The following is a 16,320-nucleotide window of genomic DNA, read 5'->3' as shown; positions in this document are numbered from 1 at the left end:
ATGGTGCGGCAGATGACAAAACGCGAAGCCCGCGCACAGGCCAGGACCCTGCGTGCGGCTCTGGATATGCAGGCCGTGGGGCGCGGCATGGCGGCAGTGCTCTTTCCCCTGCCCTGCTGGGCGGCGGCAGGCACGGTGCTGGCCTTTGCAGCCATGCCGGATGAGCCGGATACAGCGGCCATTTTGCGCCAGGCGCTGGCGGACGGCAAACACCTGCTGCTGCCCCGCGTGTTGAGCAAAACGGCCATGGACTGGGTGGAGATCCCGGATTTGGCTCTGCTGCGTCCCGGCGCTTTTGGGATTTTAGAGCCGCCCGCCGACTTGCCCGCTGCCGATCCGGCAGTCTTTGCGCGGCCGCTGGCGCTGATCCCCTGCCTGGCTGCTGGCCGCGACGGTGTGCGCCTGGGACGCGGCGGAGGGTATTATGACCGCTTTTTGGCACACTATAAAGGAGCAAAGCTATTGCTCTGCCCCGAAGCGGTGCTGACGGATACCCTGCCCTGCGACGATTGGGACGCCCATTTTGCGCCCGAAGAAATTTTGACCGAGAAAGGAATACAAGTATGAAGAAGCTGCTTTTTGCAACAGCCCTGCTGGCCGCGCTGCTTTTGAGCGCCTGCGGCGGCAAAACCAACGACGATGATTTTATGAACAAGCCCGCCGTGACGCCCGAACCGGGCATGGAGATCGACCCGGAATTTGGTGTTGACCCCGAGCTCGAAACCGATGAAAATGCCCAGTCGGCACCGGACGCCGAGCTGAGCGATATGGTGGACGCAATCTATAAGATTCAGCCGGTGGAGCTGATGGGTATGGAGACAACGGCCATCGACCTGACCGACGAGACCTGGTACGGCTATCTGGCCGGGCTGACTGCGGACAATGTGGGCAAGGTGGACGCGGCTGTCATCAGCGAGCCGATGACTGGCAGCCAGGCGTACAGCCTTGTGCTGCTGCGCCTCAGGGACAAGGCCGATGCCCGCGAGGTCGCCGATTCGATGGAGGAAAATATCAGCATGCGCAAGTGGGTCTGCGTGGAGGCAGATAAGGCCCGCGTGGTCAGCTTTGATGATAAGCTGCTGTATGTCATGGCAGACAGTGAGCTGGTCGATGTCGATCTGTTAGCGGATGCTGCTGCAAAGGCCTTTAATGCGACATTCGATGTCGATGATTCCCTCGTCAATGAGGACGAGAGCGAGCTGCCCCCGGAGCTGCTGTCCGCCCCGGCCGTGGCGGACTAACCATACAAAAAACAAAGAGCCGTGCCCTTTGCGGGGCACGGCTCTTGTTGTTTACAGGCGGGATCAAGCCTTGGCGGCCTTGATCTCCTTGATGAGTTCGGGAACGACCTTGTACAGATCGCCGACGATGCCGTAGGTGGCAACGTCGAAGATGGGGGCGTTCTCGTTCTTGTTGATGGCGATGATGTTCTCGGAGTCCTGCATACCGGCAACGTGCTGGATGGCACCGGAGATGCCCAGGGCAACGTAGATGCGGGGATGCACGGTCTTACCGGTCTGGCCGACCTGGTGGTCAGCAGACAGCCAGCCCTCATCGGTGACGGCACGGGAAGCACCGACAACACCGCCCAGAGCCTCGGCCAGCTCCTCAGCCAGCTTGATGCCCTTCTCGGGGTCAGCGGAGATACCGCGGCCGACGGAGACGACAACGTCAGCACCGATCAGGTCGACGAGCTTCTCAGCGCTCTTCTTGATGTCGAGCACCTGAACATGGATGTCGTCGGCAGTCAGAGCGGGCGCAACATTCTCGATGACGACCTTGTCAGCACCGGCCTGGTCGAACGCCTGCATCTGCATGACGCCGGGGCGGACGGTGGACATCTGCGGGCGGAAGCGCGGGCAGATGATGGTAGCCATCAGGTGGCCACCGAATGCGGGGCGGGTCATCTTCAGGTTGGTGTTTTCCTCGAACTTGGTGTTGTCCACATCAATGTTGGAGGTGGTGCGCAGGAAGTTCTTGTACTTCTCGACATCGACGTCCAGATGGGTGCAGTCGGCGGTCAGGCCGGTGTGCAGGCGGGCTGCGCAGCGGGGGCCGAGGTCACGGCCCAGGTTGGTCGCGCCGATCAGCATGATCTCGGGCTTCTTGTCCATGATGAGGTCGCACAGCGCCTTGGCATAGCCATCGGTGGTGTAGTCCTTCAGCAGGGGGCTGTCGATATTGTAAACACGGTCAGCGCCGTAGCCGCCCAGAGTCTTGAGGTCAGCCTCAGCCAGGCCGCTGCCCATGACAACGCCAGCCAGCTCAACGCCAAGGTCGTTGGCCAGCTTGCGGCCCTCGCTCAGCAGCTGATAGCTGATGGACTGGATGTCGCCTTCGCGCTGCTCGCAGAAAACCCACACGCCCTTGAAGGCGGCGGTGTCCATTGCATTGAATTCAGCCATTGTTCGTTTCTCCTTCCTCAAATCAGGTGCTTGTCGTTCAGGATGCCGACCAGCTGGGCAGCGTCCTCGACCTTGATGCCGGCGCCCTTGACCGGAGGAGCAAAGGACTTGTAAACGTTCGTCGGGGAGCCCTTCAGGCCGATGGTATCGGTCTCGATGAGCGGGTCATCCTTCAAAGCGTTGTAGTCAAAGACCTCGAGCGGCTTGTCGTAGCACTCGAAGATGCCGGAAACGCTCATGTAGCGCGGGGTATTCAGCTCCTTGATGCAGGTAAGCAGGCAGGGAGTCTGGACCTTCAGTTCCATGTAGCCGTCCTCCAGCTGACGCTTGACAGTCAGGGAGTTGCCATCCTTCTGGATGTCGGTGACATAGGTGACCTGGGGCAGGTGCAGCTTCTCAGCGATCTGGGGGCCGACCTGGGCGGTGTCGCCGTCGATGGCCTGACGACCGCAGAAAACGATATCCTCGGGGCCGACGCCGATCTTGTTGACGGCAGCAGCCAGAATCTGAGAGGTGGCGAAGGTGTCGGAACCGCCGAACTCGCGGCCGGAAACCAGCACGCCGCGGTCAGCGCCGCGGGCCATCAGCTCACGCAGCATACCCTCTGCCGGCGGCGGGCCCATGGTGACGACGACGACTTCGCAGCCGGTCTCGTCTTTCAGCTGCAGGGCAGCCTCAACGGCGTTGAGGTCATCAGGGTTGGTGATGGTCGCCATTGCAGAACGATCCATCGTGCCGTCAGCCTTGACAGCGACCTTGCCCTGCGTATCGGGAACCTGTTTGACACAAACGATTGCTTTCATTACGTCTGTCCTCCTTACTTCAGCAGCGCGCCGCTGATGACCATCATCTGCACTTCGCTGGTGCCCTCGTAGATCTCGGTGATCTTGGCATCACGCATCATGCGCTCGATGGGGTAATCGCGGGTGTAGCCGTAGCCGCCGAACAGCTGCAGGCAGCGGCGGGTGACATCGCTGGCGGTGCGGGCGGCAATGAGCTTGGCCTCAGCAGCCTCGACGCTGTAACGAACCTTCTGGCCGTCCATGGCAGCCTGCTTCTTCTGGGCAGCTGCGTAGACCAGATACTTGGCAGCGTCAACGCGGGCCTTCATCTCGGCCAGCTCAAACTGGGTGTTCTGGAACTGTGCGATGGAGCGGCCAAACTGCTTGCGCTCCTTGACATAGGCGACAGTCTCGTCGATGGCGCCCTCGGCAATGCCCAGAGCCTGGGAAGCGATGCCGATACGGCCGCCGTCCAGCGTAGCCATGGCCAGCTGGAAGCCCTTGCCCTTCACGCCCAGCAGGCGATCCTTCGGGATGATGCAGTCTTCCATGATCAGCTCGCAGGTGGAAGAACCGCGAATGCCCATCTTGTCCTCGGGCTTGCCGACCTTGAAGCCGGGATCGGTGCGCTCAACGATGAAGGCGCTGATTTCCTTCTGCTTGCGGCCGCGCTTGTCGGTGACAAAACCGGTGACGGCGATGATGATGAACACATCGGCAAAACCGGCGTTGGTGATGAAGATCTTGGAGCCGTTCAGCTTCCAGTGGTCGCCCTCGTCAACGGCGAAGGTCTGCTGGCCCTGGGCGTCGGTACCGGCACCGGGCTCGGTCAGGCCGAAAGCGCCGATCCACTCGCCGCTGCACAGCTTGGGCAGGTACTTTTCCTTCTGGGCGGGGGTGCCGTTCTCGTAGATAGGCGCAGCGCACAGAGAGGTGTGGGCAGACAGGATAACACCGGTCGTGCCGCAAACCTTGGACATTTCCTCAACCGCCATGACGTAGGACAGCACGTCGCCGCCTGCACCGCCAACGGACTTCGGGAAATAAATGCCCATCATGCCCAGCTTAGCCATCTTCTCAACGGTCTCTTTGGGGAAGTACTCCTCCGCGTCGACCTTCTTGGCCAGGGGCTTGACTTCGTTCTCAGCAAACTCCTTGTACATTTTCTGGACCATTTGCTGCTGTTTAGACAGAGTAAAATCCATTACTTAATCCTCCCTATATCAACAAACGCGGCCCGGCACGGTACATTGCCGCGCCAGGCGCGTAAGTTTACGAAATTACAGAGCGTCGACCGGGGTCTTGGTGCGGTCAGCGTTGTAGACGTAGAAGCCCTTGCCGGTCTTGCAGCCCAGGTTGCCGCCGCGGACCATCTTGCGGATCAGCGGGCAGGCACGGTACTTGCTGTCGCCGGTCTCCTTGTACAGAACGTCCATGATGGCCAGGCAGATATCCAGACCAACAAAGTCACCCAGTTCCAGGGGGCCCATCGGGTGGTTGGCACCCAGCTTCATGGCGGTGTCGATACCGGCGATGTCGGAGACGCCCTCCATCTTGATGAAGGCGGCCTCGTTGATCATCGGGATCAGGATGCGGTTGACGACGAAGCCGGCAGCCTCGTTGACCTGAACCGGGCTCTTGCCGATCTCGGTGCTGATCTTCTTGATGGCCTCAACGGTCTCAACGGGGGTGTTGACACCGGCGATGACCTCGATGAGCTTCATGCGGTCAGCAGGGTTGAAGAAGTGCATACCGACCAGAGGACGAGACAGGCCCTTGCCAATCTCGGTGATGGACAGAGAAGAGGTGTTGGAAGCGAAAACGCACTCGGGCTTGCAGATTTTATCCAGCTCGCCAAAGGTGGTCTGCTTGACCTTCATATCCTCGAAAGCAGCCTCCACGATCAGGTCGCAGTCAGCGCACAGATCCTCTTTCAGGCCAGCGGTGATAGCAGCCATGCGGCGGTCGACTTCAGCCTGATCCAGCTTGCCCTTGGCAACCAGCTTGGCATAGCCAGCGGCGATCTTGTTCTTGCCGCCCTCGGCCCACTCCTGCTTGATGTCACACAGAGCAACGGTGTAGCCCTCGACCTGTGCGAAAGCCTTTGCAATACCCTGGCCCATAGTGCCAGCGCCAATAACGCCTACCTTCATAGTAGTTACCTCCAATTTAAGATAAAAGATAATAGATAAAAGATAAAAAAACCTGTGTGCGCGCTGCGCACGATTTTAAGATTTATCTAAAATTAGTTGTTCGTGAAAACCGGCTTCGGTTTCGGCTTCTCGCGGCTCAGGAAGCAGCCCATGCCCTCGACCTGGTCGTGGGTCTCGAAGCAGTCGCCGAACAGCTTCTCCTCGACTTCAACAGCCTTCTCGATGGGCAGGCTGATACCGTCGTTGATGGCCTTCTTGCAGTTGCGCACGGCGATGGGCGCGTTCTTGGCAATCTTGCCAGCCAGCTTCAGCGCGGCGGGCATCAGCTCTTCCTGGGTGTACACAGCGTTCACCAGGCCGATGCGCAGGGCTTCGTCCGCCTTGATGTTCAGGGCAGAGTAGACCAGCTGCTTTGCCATGCCCATGCCGACGAGACGTGCCAAGCGCTGGGTGCCGCCGAAGCCCGGGGTGATGCCCAGGCCCACTTCCGGCTGGCCGAACACGGCGTTGTCGGAGCAGAGGCGGATATCGCAGCTCATGGCCAGCTCATTGCCGCCGCCCAGCGCGAAGCCGTTGACAGCTGCGATGACAGGCAGCGGGAAATGCTCGATCATCAGGAACACATCGTTGCCCAGCTTGCCGAAAGCCTCGCCCTCGGCCTTGGTCATAGTGGACATGGAGCCGATGTCAGCACCGGCAACGAAGCTCTTGTCGCCAGCGCCGGTCAGCACGACACAGCGGACGGCGTTCTGATCGATGGCCTCGAAGGCGGCCTTCAGGTCAGCCAGAACCTCCGGGTTCAGCGCGTTCAGCGCCTTCGGGCGGTCGATGGTCAGGACGGCAACGGCGTCCTGAATTTCAGTGGTAACAAAGGACATTTTGATTTCCTCCGGTAATTACATCTCAACGATGGTGGCGCAGCCCATGCCGCCGCCGATGCACAGGGTAGCCAGGCCCTTGTGAGCGCCGCGATGCTTCATGGCGTACAGCAGGGTGACCAGAATACGGGCGCCGGAAGCGCCGACGGGGTGACCCAAAGCGATAGCGCCGCCGTTGACGTTCAGCTTGTTCTGGTCGAAGTGCAGAGCCTCGCCGACGGCGACAGACTGCGCAGCGAAAGCCTCGTTGGCCTCGATCAGATCCATGTCGTCCACGGTCAGGCCGGTCTTGGCCATGACCTTCTTGGTGGCGGCGATGGGGCCCAGGCCCATGACCTCAGGCTCTACACCGGCCAGAGCGCCGGCAACCCAGGTGGCCAGAGGCTCAACGCCCAGCTCCTTGGCCTTCTCCTCGCTCATGATGACCAGAGCGGCAGCGCCGTCGTTGATGGCGGAGGAGTTGGCGGCGGTGACGATGCCGTCCTTCTTGAAGCAGGGCTTCAGCTTGCCCAGAACCTCCATGGAGCTCATGCGGGGGCCTTCGTCGGTATCGAACACGGTGTCGCCCTTCTTGCCCTTGATGACAACGGGAACGATCTCGTCCTTGAAAGCGCCGTCGGCGATAGCCTTGGCGGCCTTCTCCTGAGAATGGAAGGCAAACTCGTCCAGCTGCTCACGGCTGATGGGGCTGTAACCGTACTTCTTCTGGTAGGTCTCGTTGGTGCAGACATTCTCGGCGGTCATGCCCATGTGCATGTTGAAGCCGGTGGCATCCCACAGAGCGTCATTGACCATCGTGTCGACCAGCTCGCTCTTGCCCATGGGGGAGCCCATGCGGTAGCCGTAGCGGCCCTTCATCATGGCAAACGGGGCCATGTCCATGTTCTCCATGCCGCCTGCAACGACGATGTCGGCATCGCCGGCCTCGATCATCTGGGCAGCCATGTTGACACAGTTCAGACCGGAGCCGCAGACCACGTTGACGGTGACAGCGGGGGTCTCGATGGGCAGACCAGCCTTCAGAGAAGCCTGACGTGCAACGTTCTGGCCCAGGCCAGCCTGGATAACGCAGCCCATGTAGACATGGTCGACCTGCTCGGGCTTGACGTGTGCGCGGTCCAGAGCCTCCTTGATGACAATGGAGCCCAGCTCTGCAGCGGGGACATTGGCGAGGGTGCCGCCGAACTTACCGATGGCAGTACGGCAGGCGCTGGCAATGACGATCTTTTTCATAAGTAGCCTCCTAAAATAAGTCTCTTTTGGATGGACTATTGAGTAACTATCTATCTTCAAGCCGACGATACGTGCGGCATGAATGCGCTATAACTCCCCTGCTTCCCTCTTGACGATGAGGGCCTTTTCAACGTTGCGGGGCACAAAGCGGGAAACATCCTGCCCATAGTGGGCAGCCTCCCGCACGATGGTGGAGGAAAGGTAACTCCACTTGATGGCCGTCGCCAGGAACACTGTCTCGATCTCGGGCATCATGGCGAAGTTTGTGTGGGCCAGCTGAATCTCATTCTCGAAATCCGTGACTGCCCGCAGGCCGCGCACCATGACGGTCGCGCCCTTCTGCTTGGCGAAGCTGACCGTCAGGCCGTTGAAGGAGTCGATCTCGACGTTCGGGATATTCTTGCAGGCATCCCGCAGCATGGCAACGCGCTCCTCGACCGTGAAAAGCGGGGTCTTGGCACTGTTGACCAGCACCGCGACAATCACTTTGTCAAACATACGGCTGGAGCGCTTGATAATATCGAGATGCCCGTTGGTGACGGGGTCGAAGCTGCCGGGATACATGGCAATGGTTGGCATGAATGTGTGAACCTTTCGGTTTGGAATAACGCCTTACCTGTTAAAAATTAAACAACTTTAGGGGTAAAGCTAGGCACCTGCGCCGACGCTGGCTCTTTGGTTGTCCATTGGGTCAGGAAGTACGGCGGACTGGTGCCGCTGCGGTCAAGTGTCCTTGAACCGCTAATATAGTTTTACCATCTTGTTAAGGTTTTGTCAATGACGAATTTGTTGAAATTCAGTTAAATTTGAGAAAAAAACCAAGCTGACTACCTATTTATATAGGCAGACGCAGAAAAAATCTTTTTTGGACAGTTTATCGGCTCCATTTGTAGGGGCGGGCATCGAACCCTGCAAAGCGGGAAACGTCGAAAAAACAATTTTTTAACACCCTTCTCCCCTTCCCCCTCTTGACCCATGGACTATAACGTGTTATTATTTTAACATACGGGGCTTTGAGAGTGTCCCGCGTCTGAAAGAGTAAAACGAGGTGCTGTAAAATGAATTTTGAGGACCTGATCGCAAAAGTAAAGACCTGTGGCAAGCAGAAGCTGGCCGTTGCCGCTGCCGAGGACGACGCTGTCCTGGAGGCTGTTGACGCTGCCCACAAGCAGGGCATCGCCGATGCAATCCTCGTCGGTGACGAGGCAGCCATCCGCAAGATCGCGGCCGAGCTGAACATCGACCTCTCCGACTATGAGATCATCAATGAGCCTGACAAGGTGCAGGCTTCTCTCAAGGCCGTCAAGCTGGCCCACGACGGCGTGGCCAATATGTACATGAAGGGCCTGCTGGATACCAAGACCTTCCTGAAGAGCGTGCTCGACAAGGAAGTCGGCCTGCGCACCGGCAACACCCTGTCCCACGTCGCCGTGTTCGAGGTCAAGGGCATCGAGCAGCTGCTGTTCCTGACCGACGTCGCCTTCATGACCTACCCGACATTGGAAGATAAAGTACATATCATCGAGAATACCGTTGCTGTGGCCCATGCCTGCGGCGTCGAGTGCCCCAAGGTTGCGCCCTTGGCCGCTGTTGAGGTCGTCAACCCGAAGATGCCCTGCACCGTCGATGCCGACGAGCTGCGCAAGATGAACGCCGAGGGCAAGATCACCGGCTGCGTCGTCGACGGCCCCCTGTCCATGGATATTGCCATTGACCCCGAGGCTGCCCACCACAAGGGTGCCCAGGACCGCCCGGCCGCCGGCCATGCGGATATCCTGCTGTTCCCCGACATCCAGGCGGGCAACCTCGTCTACAAGACGCTGGTCCATACCGCCGACTGCAAGAACGGCTGCATCCTGACCGGCACCAAGGTCCCCGCCATCCTGACCAGCCGCAGCGATTCCTTCCAGACGAAGGTCAACTCCATCGCGCTGGCCGCTGTTGTCGCGGCTGGACTGAACCAGTAAAAAATGCCTTCCCCCGAGGGGCTGCGCCCGCAGGCGCGTGTCGGAGCGCAACCGCCGAAGGCGGCTCTTAGCGCGTAGACTGAAGGTGACCGAAGGCCGGATGAGGGGCGGGTTTGCGGCAGCCATCCATTGGCGGGCAATCACAATAAGGCTGCCCCTCATCAGCCGCCTGCGGGCGGCAGCTTCCCCCCTGGGGGAAGCCAAAGAATGTAAAAAGGAGACGTTCACAATGTCCATCAAAACTCTGGTCATCAATCCCGGCTCCACCTCCACCAAGGTCGGTGTGTTCGAGGATGAGACCCTGCTGTTTGAAGAAACGCTGCGCCACCCCACCGAGGAAATCGCCAAGTATGCCAGCGTCATCGACCAGAAGGACTTCCGAAAGGAGATCATTCTGGACTTCCTGAAAGAAAAGGACTGCGATCCCAAGACCCTCAACGTCATCGTGGGCCGCGGCGGCCTACTCAAACCCATCCCCGGCGGCACCTATGCCGTCAGCGATGCCCTGCTGGCTGACCTGAAGGCCGGTGTCCAGGGCCAGCACGCCTCCAACCTGGGCGGTATCCTCGCCCGCGAGATCGGTGATTCCCTGGGCGTGCCCAGCTACATCGTTGACCCCGTCGTCGTTGATGAATTGACCGATAAGGCGCGCATTTCCGGTATGCCGGAGTTGCCCCGCCGCTCCATCTTCCACGCGCTGAACCAGAAGGCCGTTGCCCGCCGCTTTGCCAAGGAGAACGGCAAGCGCTACGAGGATCTGAACCTCATCGTCATCCACATGGGCGGCGGCGTCTCGGTTGGTGCCCATGACCACGGCCAAGTCGTGGACGTCAACAATATCCTGGACGGCGAGGGCTGCTTCAGCCCCGAGCGCAGCGGTACCGTGCCTGTGGGCGACCTGGTCAAGATGTGCTTCAGCGGCAAGTACACCCAGAAGGAAATCTACAAGAAGATTTGCGGCAACGGCGGCTTCAACGGTTATCTGCATACCAACGATGCCCGCGAGGTCGGCAAGATGGCGGAGTCCGGCGACGCGCTGGCAAAACAGGTCTGGGAGGCATTCTTCTACCAGATCGCCAAGGACGCCGGCGCTATGGCCGCTGTCCTGCACGGCAAAGTAGACCAGATCATCCTGACCGGCGGCATTGCCTACAACCCGTTCACCGCCAAGACCCTGACCGATTACCTCGGCTGGATCGCCCCTGTCACCACTTACCCCGGCGAGGACGAGCTGCTTGCCCTCTGCCAGGGTGCTCTCCGCGTTATGACCGGCGAGGAAGAAGCGAAGAACTACTAATTTAATAATAGTAGTGCCCCTGACAGCAACCATGCTGCCAGGGGCATTTTGCGTTTGTAAGGGGCAGCGTCCTCGACGCCCCACGGAGTGGTGCTTAGTTTATTGGGCGGTTGTAGGGAGGCCTGCCCTCAGGCCGCTCTACATAGAGCCATTTCTGGGACAGAGGATGTAGGGGTGGATTCCATATCCGCCCACGCGGCCTTCCTGCGAAGGGGTGTTTGCCATACACGCGCGGGCCGGGCATGCCCGGCCCCTACGGTGTGGTGAGAGATATACAGTGCAAGAGCGGCCCGCGCCCCCGGGAGGGATAAATCCCATCCACTGCGACTAAAACAGATGTGCCAACAACTTTTTTACGGCGGGTATCCTGCCGATACGCCAGAACACTACCGCCCCGAGTACCCGCAAAAGGATAGCGTCCACGTCAAACCGGAATGGTGCGGTATCGGTGCGCACAAACAGCTGCGTGACCTCGATCACACTGCCGCCCAACACGGCAAGCCAGACGGCGGCCCCTGCCCCGCGCCAGCGGGGCGAGATGCGCGGCAGCAGCAGAACCGGCACGGAAAACACGAAAAAGTTCATCCAGAAGGCAAAATGTCCGCGGAACGCATACCCGCCGCCGTTCAAGTACCCCTGCCCCGACACCAGACAGAGCAGGTACTGCATGATTTGCCGAAACGGCACCAGATTTACATTTGCCTGCCACGACGGGTCGCGCCAGAAATCCAGCACCGGGAACGCTGCACATCCGGAAAATGCTGTGGCAAAGTACAAATCGAACAGCCACAGCCCAGCCACGGCCATAGCAGATGCACGGCGAAAGGCCCGCGTTTCCGCCAGGCCATCCGTGCAGAGCAGGCGCAGCAGCCAAAAGGCGAATGTCGCAAAAACAAACGGCAGAACGACAAGCAGTAGCAGAGACGTTACGCTAAGACCATGGATGCCCGCCCCGCCCATCAACAGCCGCAGAAATTGCAGAGACAAAAACGCTGCGGCAAACAGCAGCAACCCGGCCAGCACTGAGCAGGCACGGCGGCGGCGCAGCTGCGGGCCAAGCTCCCGCGTGTAGCTGGCAAGCTGTTCCGCTGTGCGTGTCTCGGCGGCCTGTACCGCAGGCGGCTGGGGCTGGCTCTCCCCTGCCAGCAGCTCACCAACGCTGATGTCCAAAGCAGCGGCCAACGGCAGCAAAAACGAAACATCCGGCAGGCCCTTTCCAGTCTCCCAACGGCTGACTGCTTTGTCCGTCAGTTGAAGTTTGTCGGCCAGCTGGCGCTGCGTCCAGCCCTTGGCGCGGCGTTCGGCGGCGATAAACGTTCCGATTTTTGTGGCATCCATAAGAAAACCCTCCTGCATTGTTTTGCCCTTATCATAAAGAAACACGCCGATTTTGGCAACCTATGCTTCATAGAATTGCGCAAAATCAGCGTGTGTATGATACTTACTTATTCTGACTTGTTCTCGTTCTTCCCCAATTCCAACTGCCTAAAGCCCTCGCCGTGGACTTCGTTGGATTGGAGCATGATGATGAAACAGCCGGGGTCGATGGCTTGGACAGCGTGCTCGATCTCGTACAGTTGCTTGTTGGAGCAGGCACAGAGCACCACGTCCTTCGGCTGGCCGCCGTAGCCGCCGCGGCCCTGCAAAATCGTCGAGCCGCGGTCCGCTACCCGGTCAATCTCAGCACAGGCGGCCGCGCCGTCGTCGGTGATAATCATTGCCAGCATCGACGACGAGAAGCCGAACATCATCTTGTTAATGACGGCGGACACAATGAAATTGAACATGATACCGTAGATAATAGAATCCACATCCTGGAAAACCGCGCCGTTGAGCAGAATGACCGCCAGCGCCGCCGCAAAGGTGATGTTGCCAAATGGCAGGTGCGGGTGCTTGGCCTTGATGCCCATGGTGATGAAGTCCAGGCCGCCGGTGCTGGAATTGTTCATGTAGATCAGTGCGTCGCCGATGCCGCCCACCACGCCGCCGCAGATTGTGGCCAGCAGGCGGTCGCCCTGATAAACCGGCATGAGCGGCAGCAGATAGTCGGTGAACACCGCAAACAGCACCATGCAGTAGACACTGCGAATAAAGAACGATTTGCCGAGCAATTTATACGTGCAAAGGATAATGGGAATGTTGATGAGCACATTGCTCAAACCCATGGGGATGCCGAACAGGCGGTACAGAATGGCGCAGATGCCCGCAACGCCGGTGACGGGGACTTCGGACGCGACCGCAAAGCTGTAAATGCCCGCCGCCGAGATAAAGCAGCCCAGCATTTGCAGCAGGAAGTTCACGGATTTGTTTTTCGTCATAGGGGATCCTCCTCAACAAAAAGGCCGGGAGCAAACAATGCTGCTCCCGGCCAAGCGTTTTACGCTCAAACGTTCTTTTTAATCTTGGATGCGCTGTATGTGTTCAGGGCAGAACTGTTCAGGTTATGCTCCAGTGCGGCACCGGCGGCGTACAGCTCGCTCTGGACGTCGGTGGACTTCATGCTGCTCAACAGGTCGTACATACTGTTCAGCTCGTCCACGGTGTAGGTCTTGAACGGATCAATCTTACGGGCAACCAAAATCGTCGTGCCCAGGTTGATGGTGGTCCAGTGGTTCAGCCCGGCCTCGTCCAGCGGGTCGGTCAGGTTGTTGTACTCGTCGCTGCCGTAGCTGCTCAGGTCGTCCGGCGTGTACAGCTGGGAAGCTGCGTAGTAAACGGCCTGGCTGGCGTCCAGACTGCTGCCCATGGCGGCCATCGCCTGCGGCACATAGGTCATGGCGGCGGTGTACAGGGCGCTGTTGCTGGCGGTCTCGGCGGTGGCGGTCGTGTTCAATTCGGCCATGCAGCTTTCGGCGGTGGCCATGATGGCGGCCTTCTGGTCGTCATCGGCCATCGAGTAGGTGGAGTAATCCACCAGCGGGAACTGCACAGCCTCGATGTAGTAGCAGTCGTTGTTGACGAAGTCGGTGTACTCGTCCTCGGCCACAGGCGTCGTACCGTCGGGGCCGTAGGTCATCTTCAGCAGAGCCTTGGCCTTCTGGGCGTTGAGCAGGTAGGTCTGCAGACTCGTCTTGGAAATGCCATTGGCGGTATACAGGTCGCCGTTGGTGGACCACAGGTTGTCGGCAGTGTCGGCGGCCTCGGCGGTAGCGGCGTCATCCAGCACGCCGTTCATCTCGGTAAAGCGGCGCTCGACCTCGGCGTAGTAGGAAATGGCGCGGTCGGTCAGCTTGGCAACATACTCACTGCCGGTGGCAGTGACTTCCTCATCACCGATGGTGCCGGTGCAGGTGGCCTTCAGCACGGCCTTGACGTCGGAGGCAGTCTCGCCGGTGGCAAGCTCTGCCGCGTTGGCGGCGGTGTTGTAGGAGTTGTACTGGGCCAGCAGGTAGATACCGGCCGGAATCTCGATCCCGCCGATGGAGCCGACGGTGGACGGCGTGGACATGGCGCAGCCAGCCAGCGCCAGCACCATGGAAACAGCCATGGCAAGGCTGAACAGCTTGGTTTTAATGGAACGCATGGATTTGGTTCTCCCCTTTATGATTGGCTTTGCGGCACCACGCCGCAGCATAAATGATATTATACCGCATTTTTGCCGCTATTGCAACCCCTGCGGGGGTGTGATATACTTGTGAAAAATGTGTGAGGGCACCTATGTAGGGGCCGCACATGTGCGGCCCGCAACTTTCCCGTGAACGACCGCCTGTTTTACACGCGCGGGCCGGGCATGCCCGGCCCCTACAAAGCTACCGAGGAGATTCACTATGCTTTTAACCGCCGAACTCGACAGATTATCCGCCACCGATTGGCAGCCGTTTTTTGCGCAGGAGCGGGCAAAGCCGTATTTTGCGGAATTGGACGCCTTTGTGACGGCGGCTGCGGCGGAAAAGACCGTCTACCCCGCGCCGGAAAATATCTTTGCGGCGTTCCGCGCCTGCCCGGCATCGTCGGTGCGGGTGGTCATCCTGGGGCAGGACCCCTACCATGAGCCGGGCCAGGCTATGGGGCTTTCCTTCTCGGTGCCGGACGGCTGCAAGGCCCCGCCGAGCCTGCGCAACATCTTTAAGGAATTGGAGAGTGAGTTCGGCCCCGGCTGTGCCGCCCACACCGACCTGACCCCCTGGGCGCAGCAGGGTGTGCTGCTGCTGAACACCGTGCTGACCGTAGAGCAGGGCGCGGCCAACGCCCACGCGAGCCATGGGTGGGAGACGTTCACCCGCGCGGCGCTGGAATACGCCGCCGCTGCAGGCACGGCCCCGCTGGCCGCCGTGCTGTGGGGCAAGCCCGCCCAGAAATACGCGGCGATTTTTGAGAAAGCCGCCGCCCGCCGCCCGGTGCTGGTGCTGGAATCTGCCCACCCCAGCCCGCTTTCGGCCTACCGCGGGTTCTTTGGCTCGGCACCGTTTGGCAAAGTAAATGCTTTTTTAGAAAATAACGGTGTATCGAAAATTGACTGGTATCTGCCCGCAAACGCAACCCATAGTTGACAGATTGCCGGGGCCGATTTATGGTGTGCAACCGGGGATTCTGGTAGGATAAGGGCAAGGAAATTGAAGGAGGTACACCCAAATGATCTTTGCAGACAAACTTATCACCCTGCGCAAAAAGGCGGGCTGGTCCCAAGAGGAACTGGCCGAGAAACTGAACGTGACCCGGCAGTCGGTATCCAAGTGGGAGGGCGCACAGTCTGTACCTGACATTGACAAAATCTTGCAACTGAGCTGCCTGTTCGGCGTGACGACCGACTACCTTTTAAAAGACGACGCGGCCGAGCCGGAGTACACCGAGGACGATACCTCGCCTCTGCCCCGGGTGACGCTGGCCCAGGCCAACGACTACCTTGCCAAGGCCCAGGCCAACGCGCCCAGGCTGGCGCTGGCGACGGCGCTCTGTGTCGTCTCCCCCATCCCGCTGCTGGCGCTGGGGGCGTTGAGCGAGGCCGGCCTATTCGGCATCTGGGATGACCTGGCGGGGGGCATCGGCTTCATTGCGCTGCTGGTCATCATCGCCGCAGCGGTGGCTATTTTCATGCAGTGCAGCGCGTCGGTGCGGGCGTATGAATTTTTGCAAAAGCAGGCCATTGAGACTGAGTACGGCGTCACCGGCCTTGCGAAGGAGCGCCGCGACGCCTTTGCGCCGCAGTACGACAAGGCCAACATCCTCGGCACGGTGCTCTGCGTTTTGTCGGCGGTGCCGGTGTTTGCTGCCATGATGGTTGGTGCGTCGTTTTTGGTGTCGGCGTCCATCTGCCTGGTGCTGGCCCTGGTGGCCTGCGGCGTCTACGCCTTTGTGCGGGTGGGCACGGTGCGGGACGCCATGGATCAGCTGTTGGAGGAAGGCGACTACACCCGCCCAAACAAAGCCATCAAGAGCCGCATAAACGCGCTGACTGCCGCCTACTGGCTGGTGGTGGTCGCCATCTTCCTGTGGTACACCTTCGGCCCCCAGGGAAACGGCCAGCCGCAGTACAGTTGGTTCATCTGGGCCATCGGCGGCGTGGTGTACGCCGCGCTGGTAATTGCGGTCAAGGCGTTTATGAAGAAGAATCGGTGAAAATAGCAGCACCCCCAACCAAAAACGGTTGGGGGCGTTATTTTTGTAG

At 59.7% G+C, this 16,320-nt stretch carries 16 protein-coding genes; 6 read left to right on the top strand and 10 right to left on the bottom strand.

What is annotated here, in order from left to right:
* The first annotated feature begins 12 nt into the window (after positions 1–12).
* Both GPK89_RS13665 and GPK89_RS13660 read left to right on the top strand, forming a co-directional pair.
* Positions 13–567, top strand: coding sequence for a 5-formyltetrahydrofolate cyclo-ligase (locus tag GPK89_RS13665; RefSeq protein WP_215693932.1), 555 nt, complete (start codon positions 13–15; stop codon positions 565–567).
* Positions 564–1,241: a hypothetical protein gene (locus GPK89_RS13660; RefSeq protein ID WP_215693930.1), complete on the top strand. Its 678-nt coding sequence runs from the start codon at positions 564–566 to the stop codon at positions 1,239–1,241. Before GPK89_RS13665 ends, GPK89_RS13660 begins: the two co-directional genes overlap by 4 nt.
* A gap of 63 nt (positions 1,242–1,304) precedes the next feature.
* Here the strand turns inward: GPK89_RS13660 and acrA are convergent, their stop codons facing one another.
* The 7 genes from acrA to coaD form a co-directional block, all read right to left on the bottom strand.
* Entirely contained in the window at positions 1,305–2,405 is a 1,101-nt protein-coding gene (gene acrA, locus GPK89_RS13655; RefSeq protein WP_215693928.1) for an acryloyl-CoA reductase electron transfer subunit beta, read from the bottom strand.
* Positions 2,406–2,422: 17 nt separating this feature from the next.
* On the bottom strand, positions 2,423–3,208 hold the full coding sequence (locus GPK89_RS13650) for an electron transfer flavoprotein subunit beta/FixA family protein (RefSeq protein WP_215693926.1): 786 nt from the start codon (positions 3,206–3,208) through the stop codon (positions 2,423–2,425).
* Between the two features lie 14 nt (positions 3,209–3,222).
* Entirely contained in the window at positions 3,223–4,392 is a 1,170-nt protein-coding gene (locus tag GPK89_RS13645; RefSeq protein ID WP_215693924.1) for an acyl-CoA dehydrogenase family protein, read from the bottom strand.
* Positions 4,393–4,467: 75 nt separating this feature from the next.
* Positions 4,468–5,340, bottom strand: a complete 873-nt coding sequence (locus GPK89_RS13640) for a 3-hydroxyacyl-CoA dehydrogenase family protein (protein ID WP_215693922.1) — start codon at positions 5,338–5,340, stop codon at positions 4,468–4,470.
* 92 nt (positions 5,341–5,432) lie between these two features.
* The gene (locus GPK89_RS13635) at positions 5,433–6,218 is read right to left on the bottom strand and encodes an enoyl-CoA hydratase-related protein (RefSeq protein ID WP_215693921.1); all 786 of its coding nucleotides are present in this window, start codon (positions 6,216–6,218) and stop codon (positions 5,433–5,435) included.
* 18 nt (positions 6,219–6,236) lie between these two features.
* Positions 6,237–7,451, bottom strand: a complete 1,215-nt coding sequence (locus GPK89_RS13630; protein ID WP_215693919.1) for a thiolase family protein — start codon at positions 7,449–7,451, stop codon at positions 6,237–6,239.
* An 87-nt stretch (positions 7,452–7,538) separates the two neighbouring features.
* Positions 7,539–8,030, bottom strand: coding sequence for a pantetheine-phosphate adenylyltransferase (gene coaD, locus GPK89_RS13625; RefSeq protein WP_215693917.1), 492 nt, complete (start codon positions 8,028–8,030; stop codon positions 7,539–7,541).
* A gap of 479 nt (positions 8,031–8,509) precedes the next feature.
* Between coaD and ptb the strand changes: the two genes are divergently transcribed.
* Entirely contained in the window at positions 8,510–9,418 is a 909-nt protein-coding gene (gene ptb, locus GPK89_RS13620) for a phosphate butyryltransferase (RefSeq protein WP_078783194.1), read from the top strand.
* A 229-nt stretch (positions 9,419–9,647) separates the two neighbouring features.
* Positions 9,648–10,715, top strand: a complete 1,068-nt coding sequence (gene buk, locus GPK89_RS13615) for a butyrate kinase (protein ID WP_215693915.1) — start codon at positions 9,648–9,650, stop codon at positions 10,713–10,715.
* Positions 10,716–11,042: 327 nt separating this feature from the next.
* Here buk and GPK89_RS13610 read toward each other — a convergent pair whose 3' ends face one another.
* From GPK89_RS13610 to GPK89_RS13600, 3 genes are all read right to left on the bottom strand, one after another.
* The gene (locus GPK89_RS13610) at positions 11,043–12,053 is read right to left on the bottom strand and encodes a helix-turn-helix domain-containing protein (RefSeq protein ID WP_252261669.1); all 1,011 of its coding nucleotides are present in this window, start codon (positions 12,051–12,053) and stop codon (positions 11,043–11,045) included.
* A gap of 107 nt (positions 12,054–12,160) precedes the next feature.
* A complete protein-coding gene (locus tag GPK89_RS13605) occupies positions 12,161–13,033 on the bottom strand; it encodes a YitT family protein (protein ID WP_215693911.1) in 873 nt (290 codons plus the stop codon).
* A 65-nt stretch (positions 13,034–13,098) separates the two neighbouring features.
* Complete coding sequence (locus GPK89_RS13600; RefSeq protein WP_215693909.1) at positions 13,099–14,238, bottom strand: hypothetical protein; 1,140 nt, start codon at positions 14,236–14,238, stop codon at positions 13,099–13,101.
* A 244-nt stretch (positions 14,239–14,482) separates the two neighbouring features.
* Between GPK89_RS13600 and GPK89_RS13595 the strand changes: the two genes are divergently transcribed.
* The gene (locus tag GPK89_RS13595; RefSeq protein ID WP_215693907.1) at positions 14,483–15,205 is read left to right on the top strand and encodes a uracil-DNA glycosylase; all 723 of its coding nucleotides are present in this window, start codon (positions 14,483–14,485) and stop codon (positions 15,203–15,205) included.
* Between the two features lie 82 nt (positions 15,206–15,287).
* Positions 15,288–16,271, top strand: coding sequence for a helix-turn-helix domain-containing protein (locus GPK89_RS13590; RefSeq protein ID WP_215693905.1), 984 nt, complete (start codon positions 15,288–15,290; stop codon positions 16,269–16,271).
* Positions 16,272–16,320 lie beyond the last annotated feature (49 nt).

This window comes from Gemmiger formicilis, assembly GCF_018784445.1.
Lineage (GTDB): Bacteria > Bacillota > Clostridia > Oscillospirales > Ruminococcaceae > Gemmiger.
Note: the sequence above shows the minus strand (reverse complement) of the source record. Positions and strands in the feature narration are given on the sequence as shown.

What these genes read in the sequence shown, in the direction of transcription:
- GPK89_RS13665 (WP_215693932.1), top strand. Translation starts at nt 13, where the DNA reads ATGACAAAACGCGAAGCCCGCGCACAGGCCAGGACCCTGCGTGCGGCT.
- GPK89_RS13660 (WP_215693930.1), top strand. Translation starts at nt 564, where the DNA reads ATGAAGAAGCTGCTTTTTGCAACAGCCCTGCTGGCCGCGCTGCTTTTG.
- acrA (WP_215693928.1), bottom strand. Translation starts at nt 2,405, where the DNA reads ATGGCTGAATTCAATGCAATGGACACCGCCGCCTTCAAGGGCGTGTGG.
- GPK89_RS13650 (WP_215693926.1), bottom strand. Translation starts at nt 3,208, where the DNA reads ATGAAAGCAATCGTTTGTGTCAAACAGGTTCCCGATACGCAGGGCAAG.
- GPK89_RS13645 (WP_215693924.1), bottom strand. Translation starts at nt 4,392, where the DNA reads ATGGATTTTACTCTGTCTAAACAGCAGCAAATGGTCCAGAAAATGTAC.
- GPK89_RS13640 (WP_215693922.1), bottom strand. Translation starts at nt 5,340, where the DNA reads ATGAAGGTAGGCGTTATTGGCGCTGGCACTATGGGCCAGGGTATTGCA.
- GPK89_RS13635 (WP_215693921.1), bottom strand. Translation starts at nt 6,218, where the DNA reads ATGTCCTTTGTTACCACTGAAATTCAGGACGCCGTTGCCGTCCTGACC.
- GPK89_RS13630 (WP_215693919.1), bottom strand. Translation starts at nt 7,451, where the DNA reads ATGAAAAAGATCGTCATTGCCAGCGCCTGCCGTACTGCCATCGGTAAG.
- coaD (WP_215693917.1), bottom strand. Translation starts at nt 8,030, where the DNA reads ATGCCAACCATTGCCATGTATCCCGGCAGCTTCGACCCCGTCACCAAC.
- ptb (WP_078783194.1), top strand. Translation starts at nt 8,510, where the DNA reads ATGAATTTTGAGGACCTGATCGCAAAAGTAAAGACCTGTGGCAAGCAG.
- buk (WP_215693915.1), top strand. Translation starts at nt 9,648, where the DNA reads ATGTCCATCAAAACTCTGGTCATCAATCCCGGCTCCACCTCCACCAAG.
- GPK89_RS13610 (WP_252261669.1), bottom strand. Translation starts at nt 12,053, where the DNA reads ATGGATGCCACAAAAATCGGAACGTTTATCGCCGCCGAACGCCGCGCC.
- GPK89_RS13605 (WP_215693911.1), bottom strand. Translation starts at nt 13,033, where the DNA reads ATGACGAAAAACAAATCCGTGAACTTCCTGCTGCAAATGCTGGGCTGC.
- GPK89_RS13600 (WP_215693909.1), bottom strand. Translation starts at nt 14,238, where the DNA reads ATGCGTTCCATTAAAACCAAGCTGTTCAGCCTTGCCATGGCTGTTTCC.
- GPK89_RS13595 (WP_215693907.1), top strand. Translation starts at nt 14,483, where the DNA reads ATGCTTTTAACCGCCGAACTCGACAGATTATCCGCCACCGATTGGCAG.
- GPK89_RS13590 (WP_215693905.1), top strand. Translation starts at nt 15,288, where the DNA reads ATGATCTTTGCAGACAAACTTATCACCCTGCGCAAAAAGGCGGGCTGG.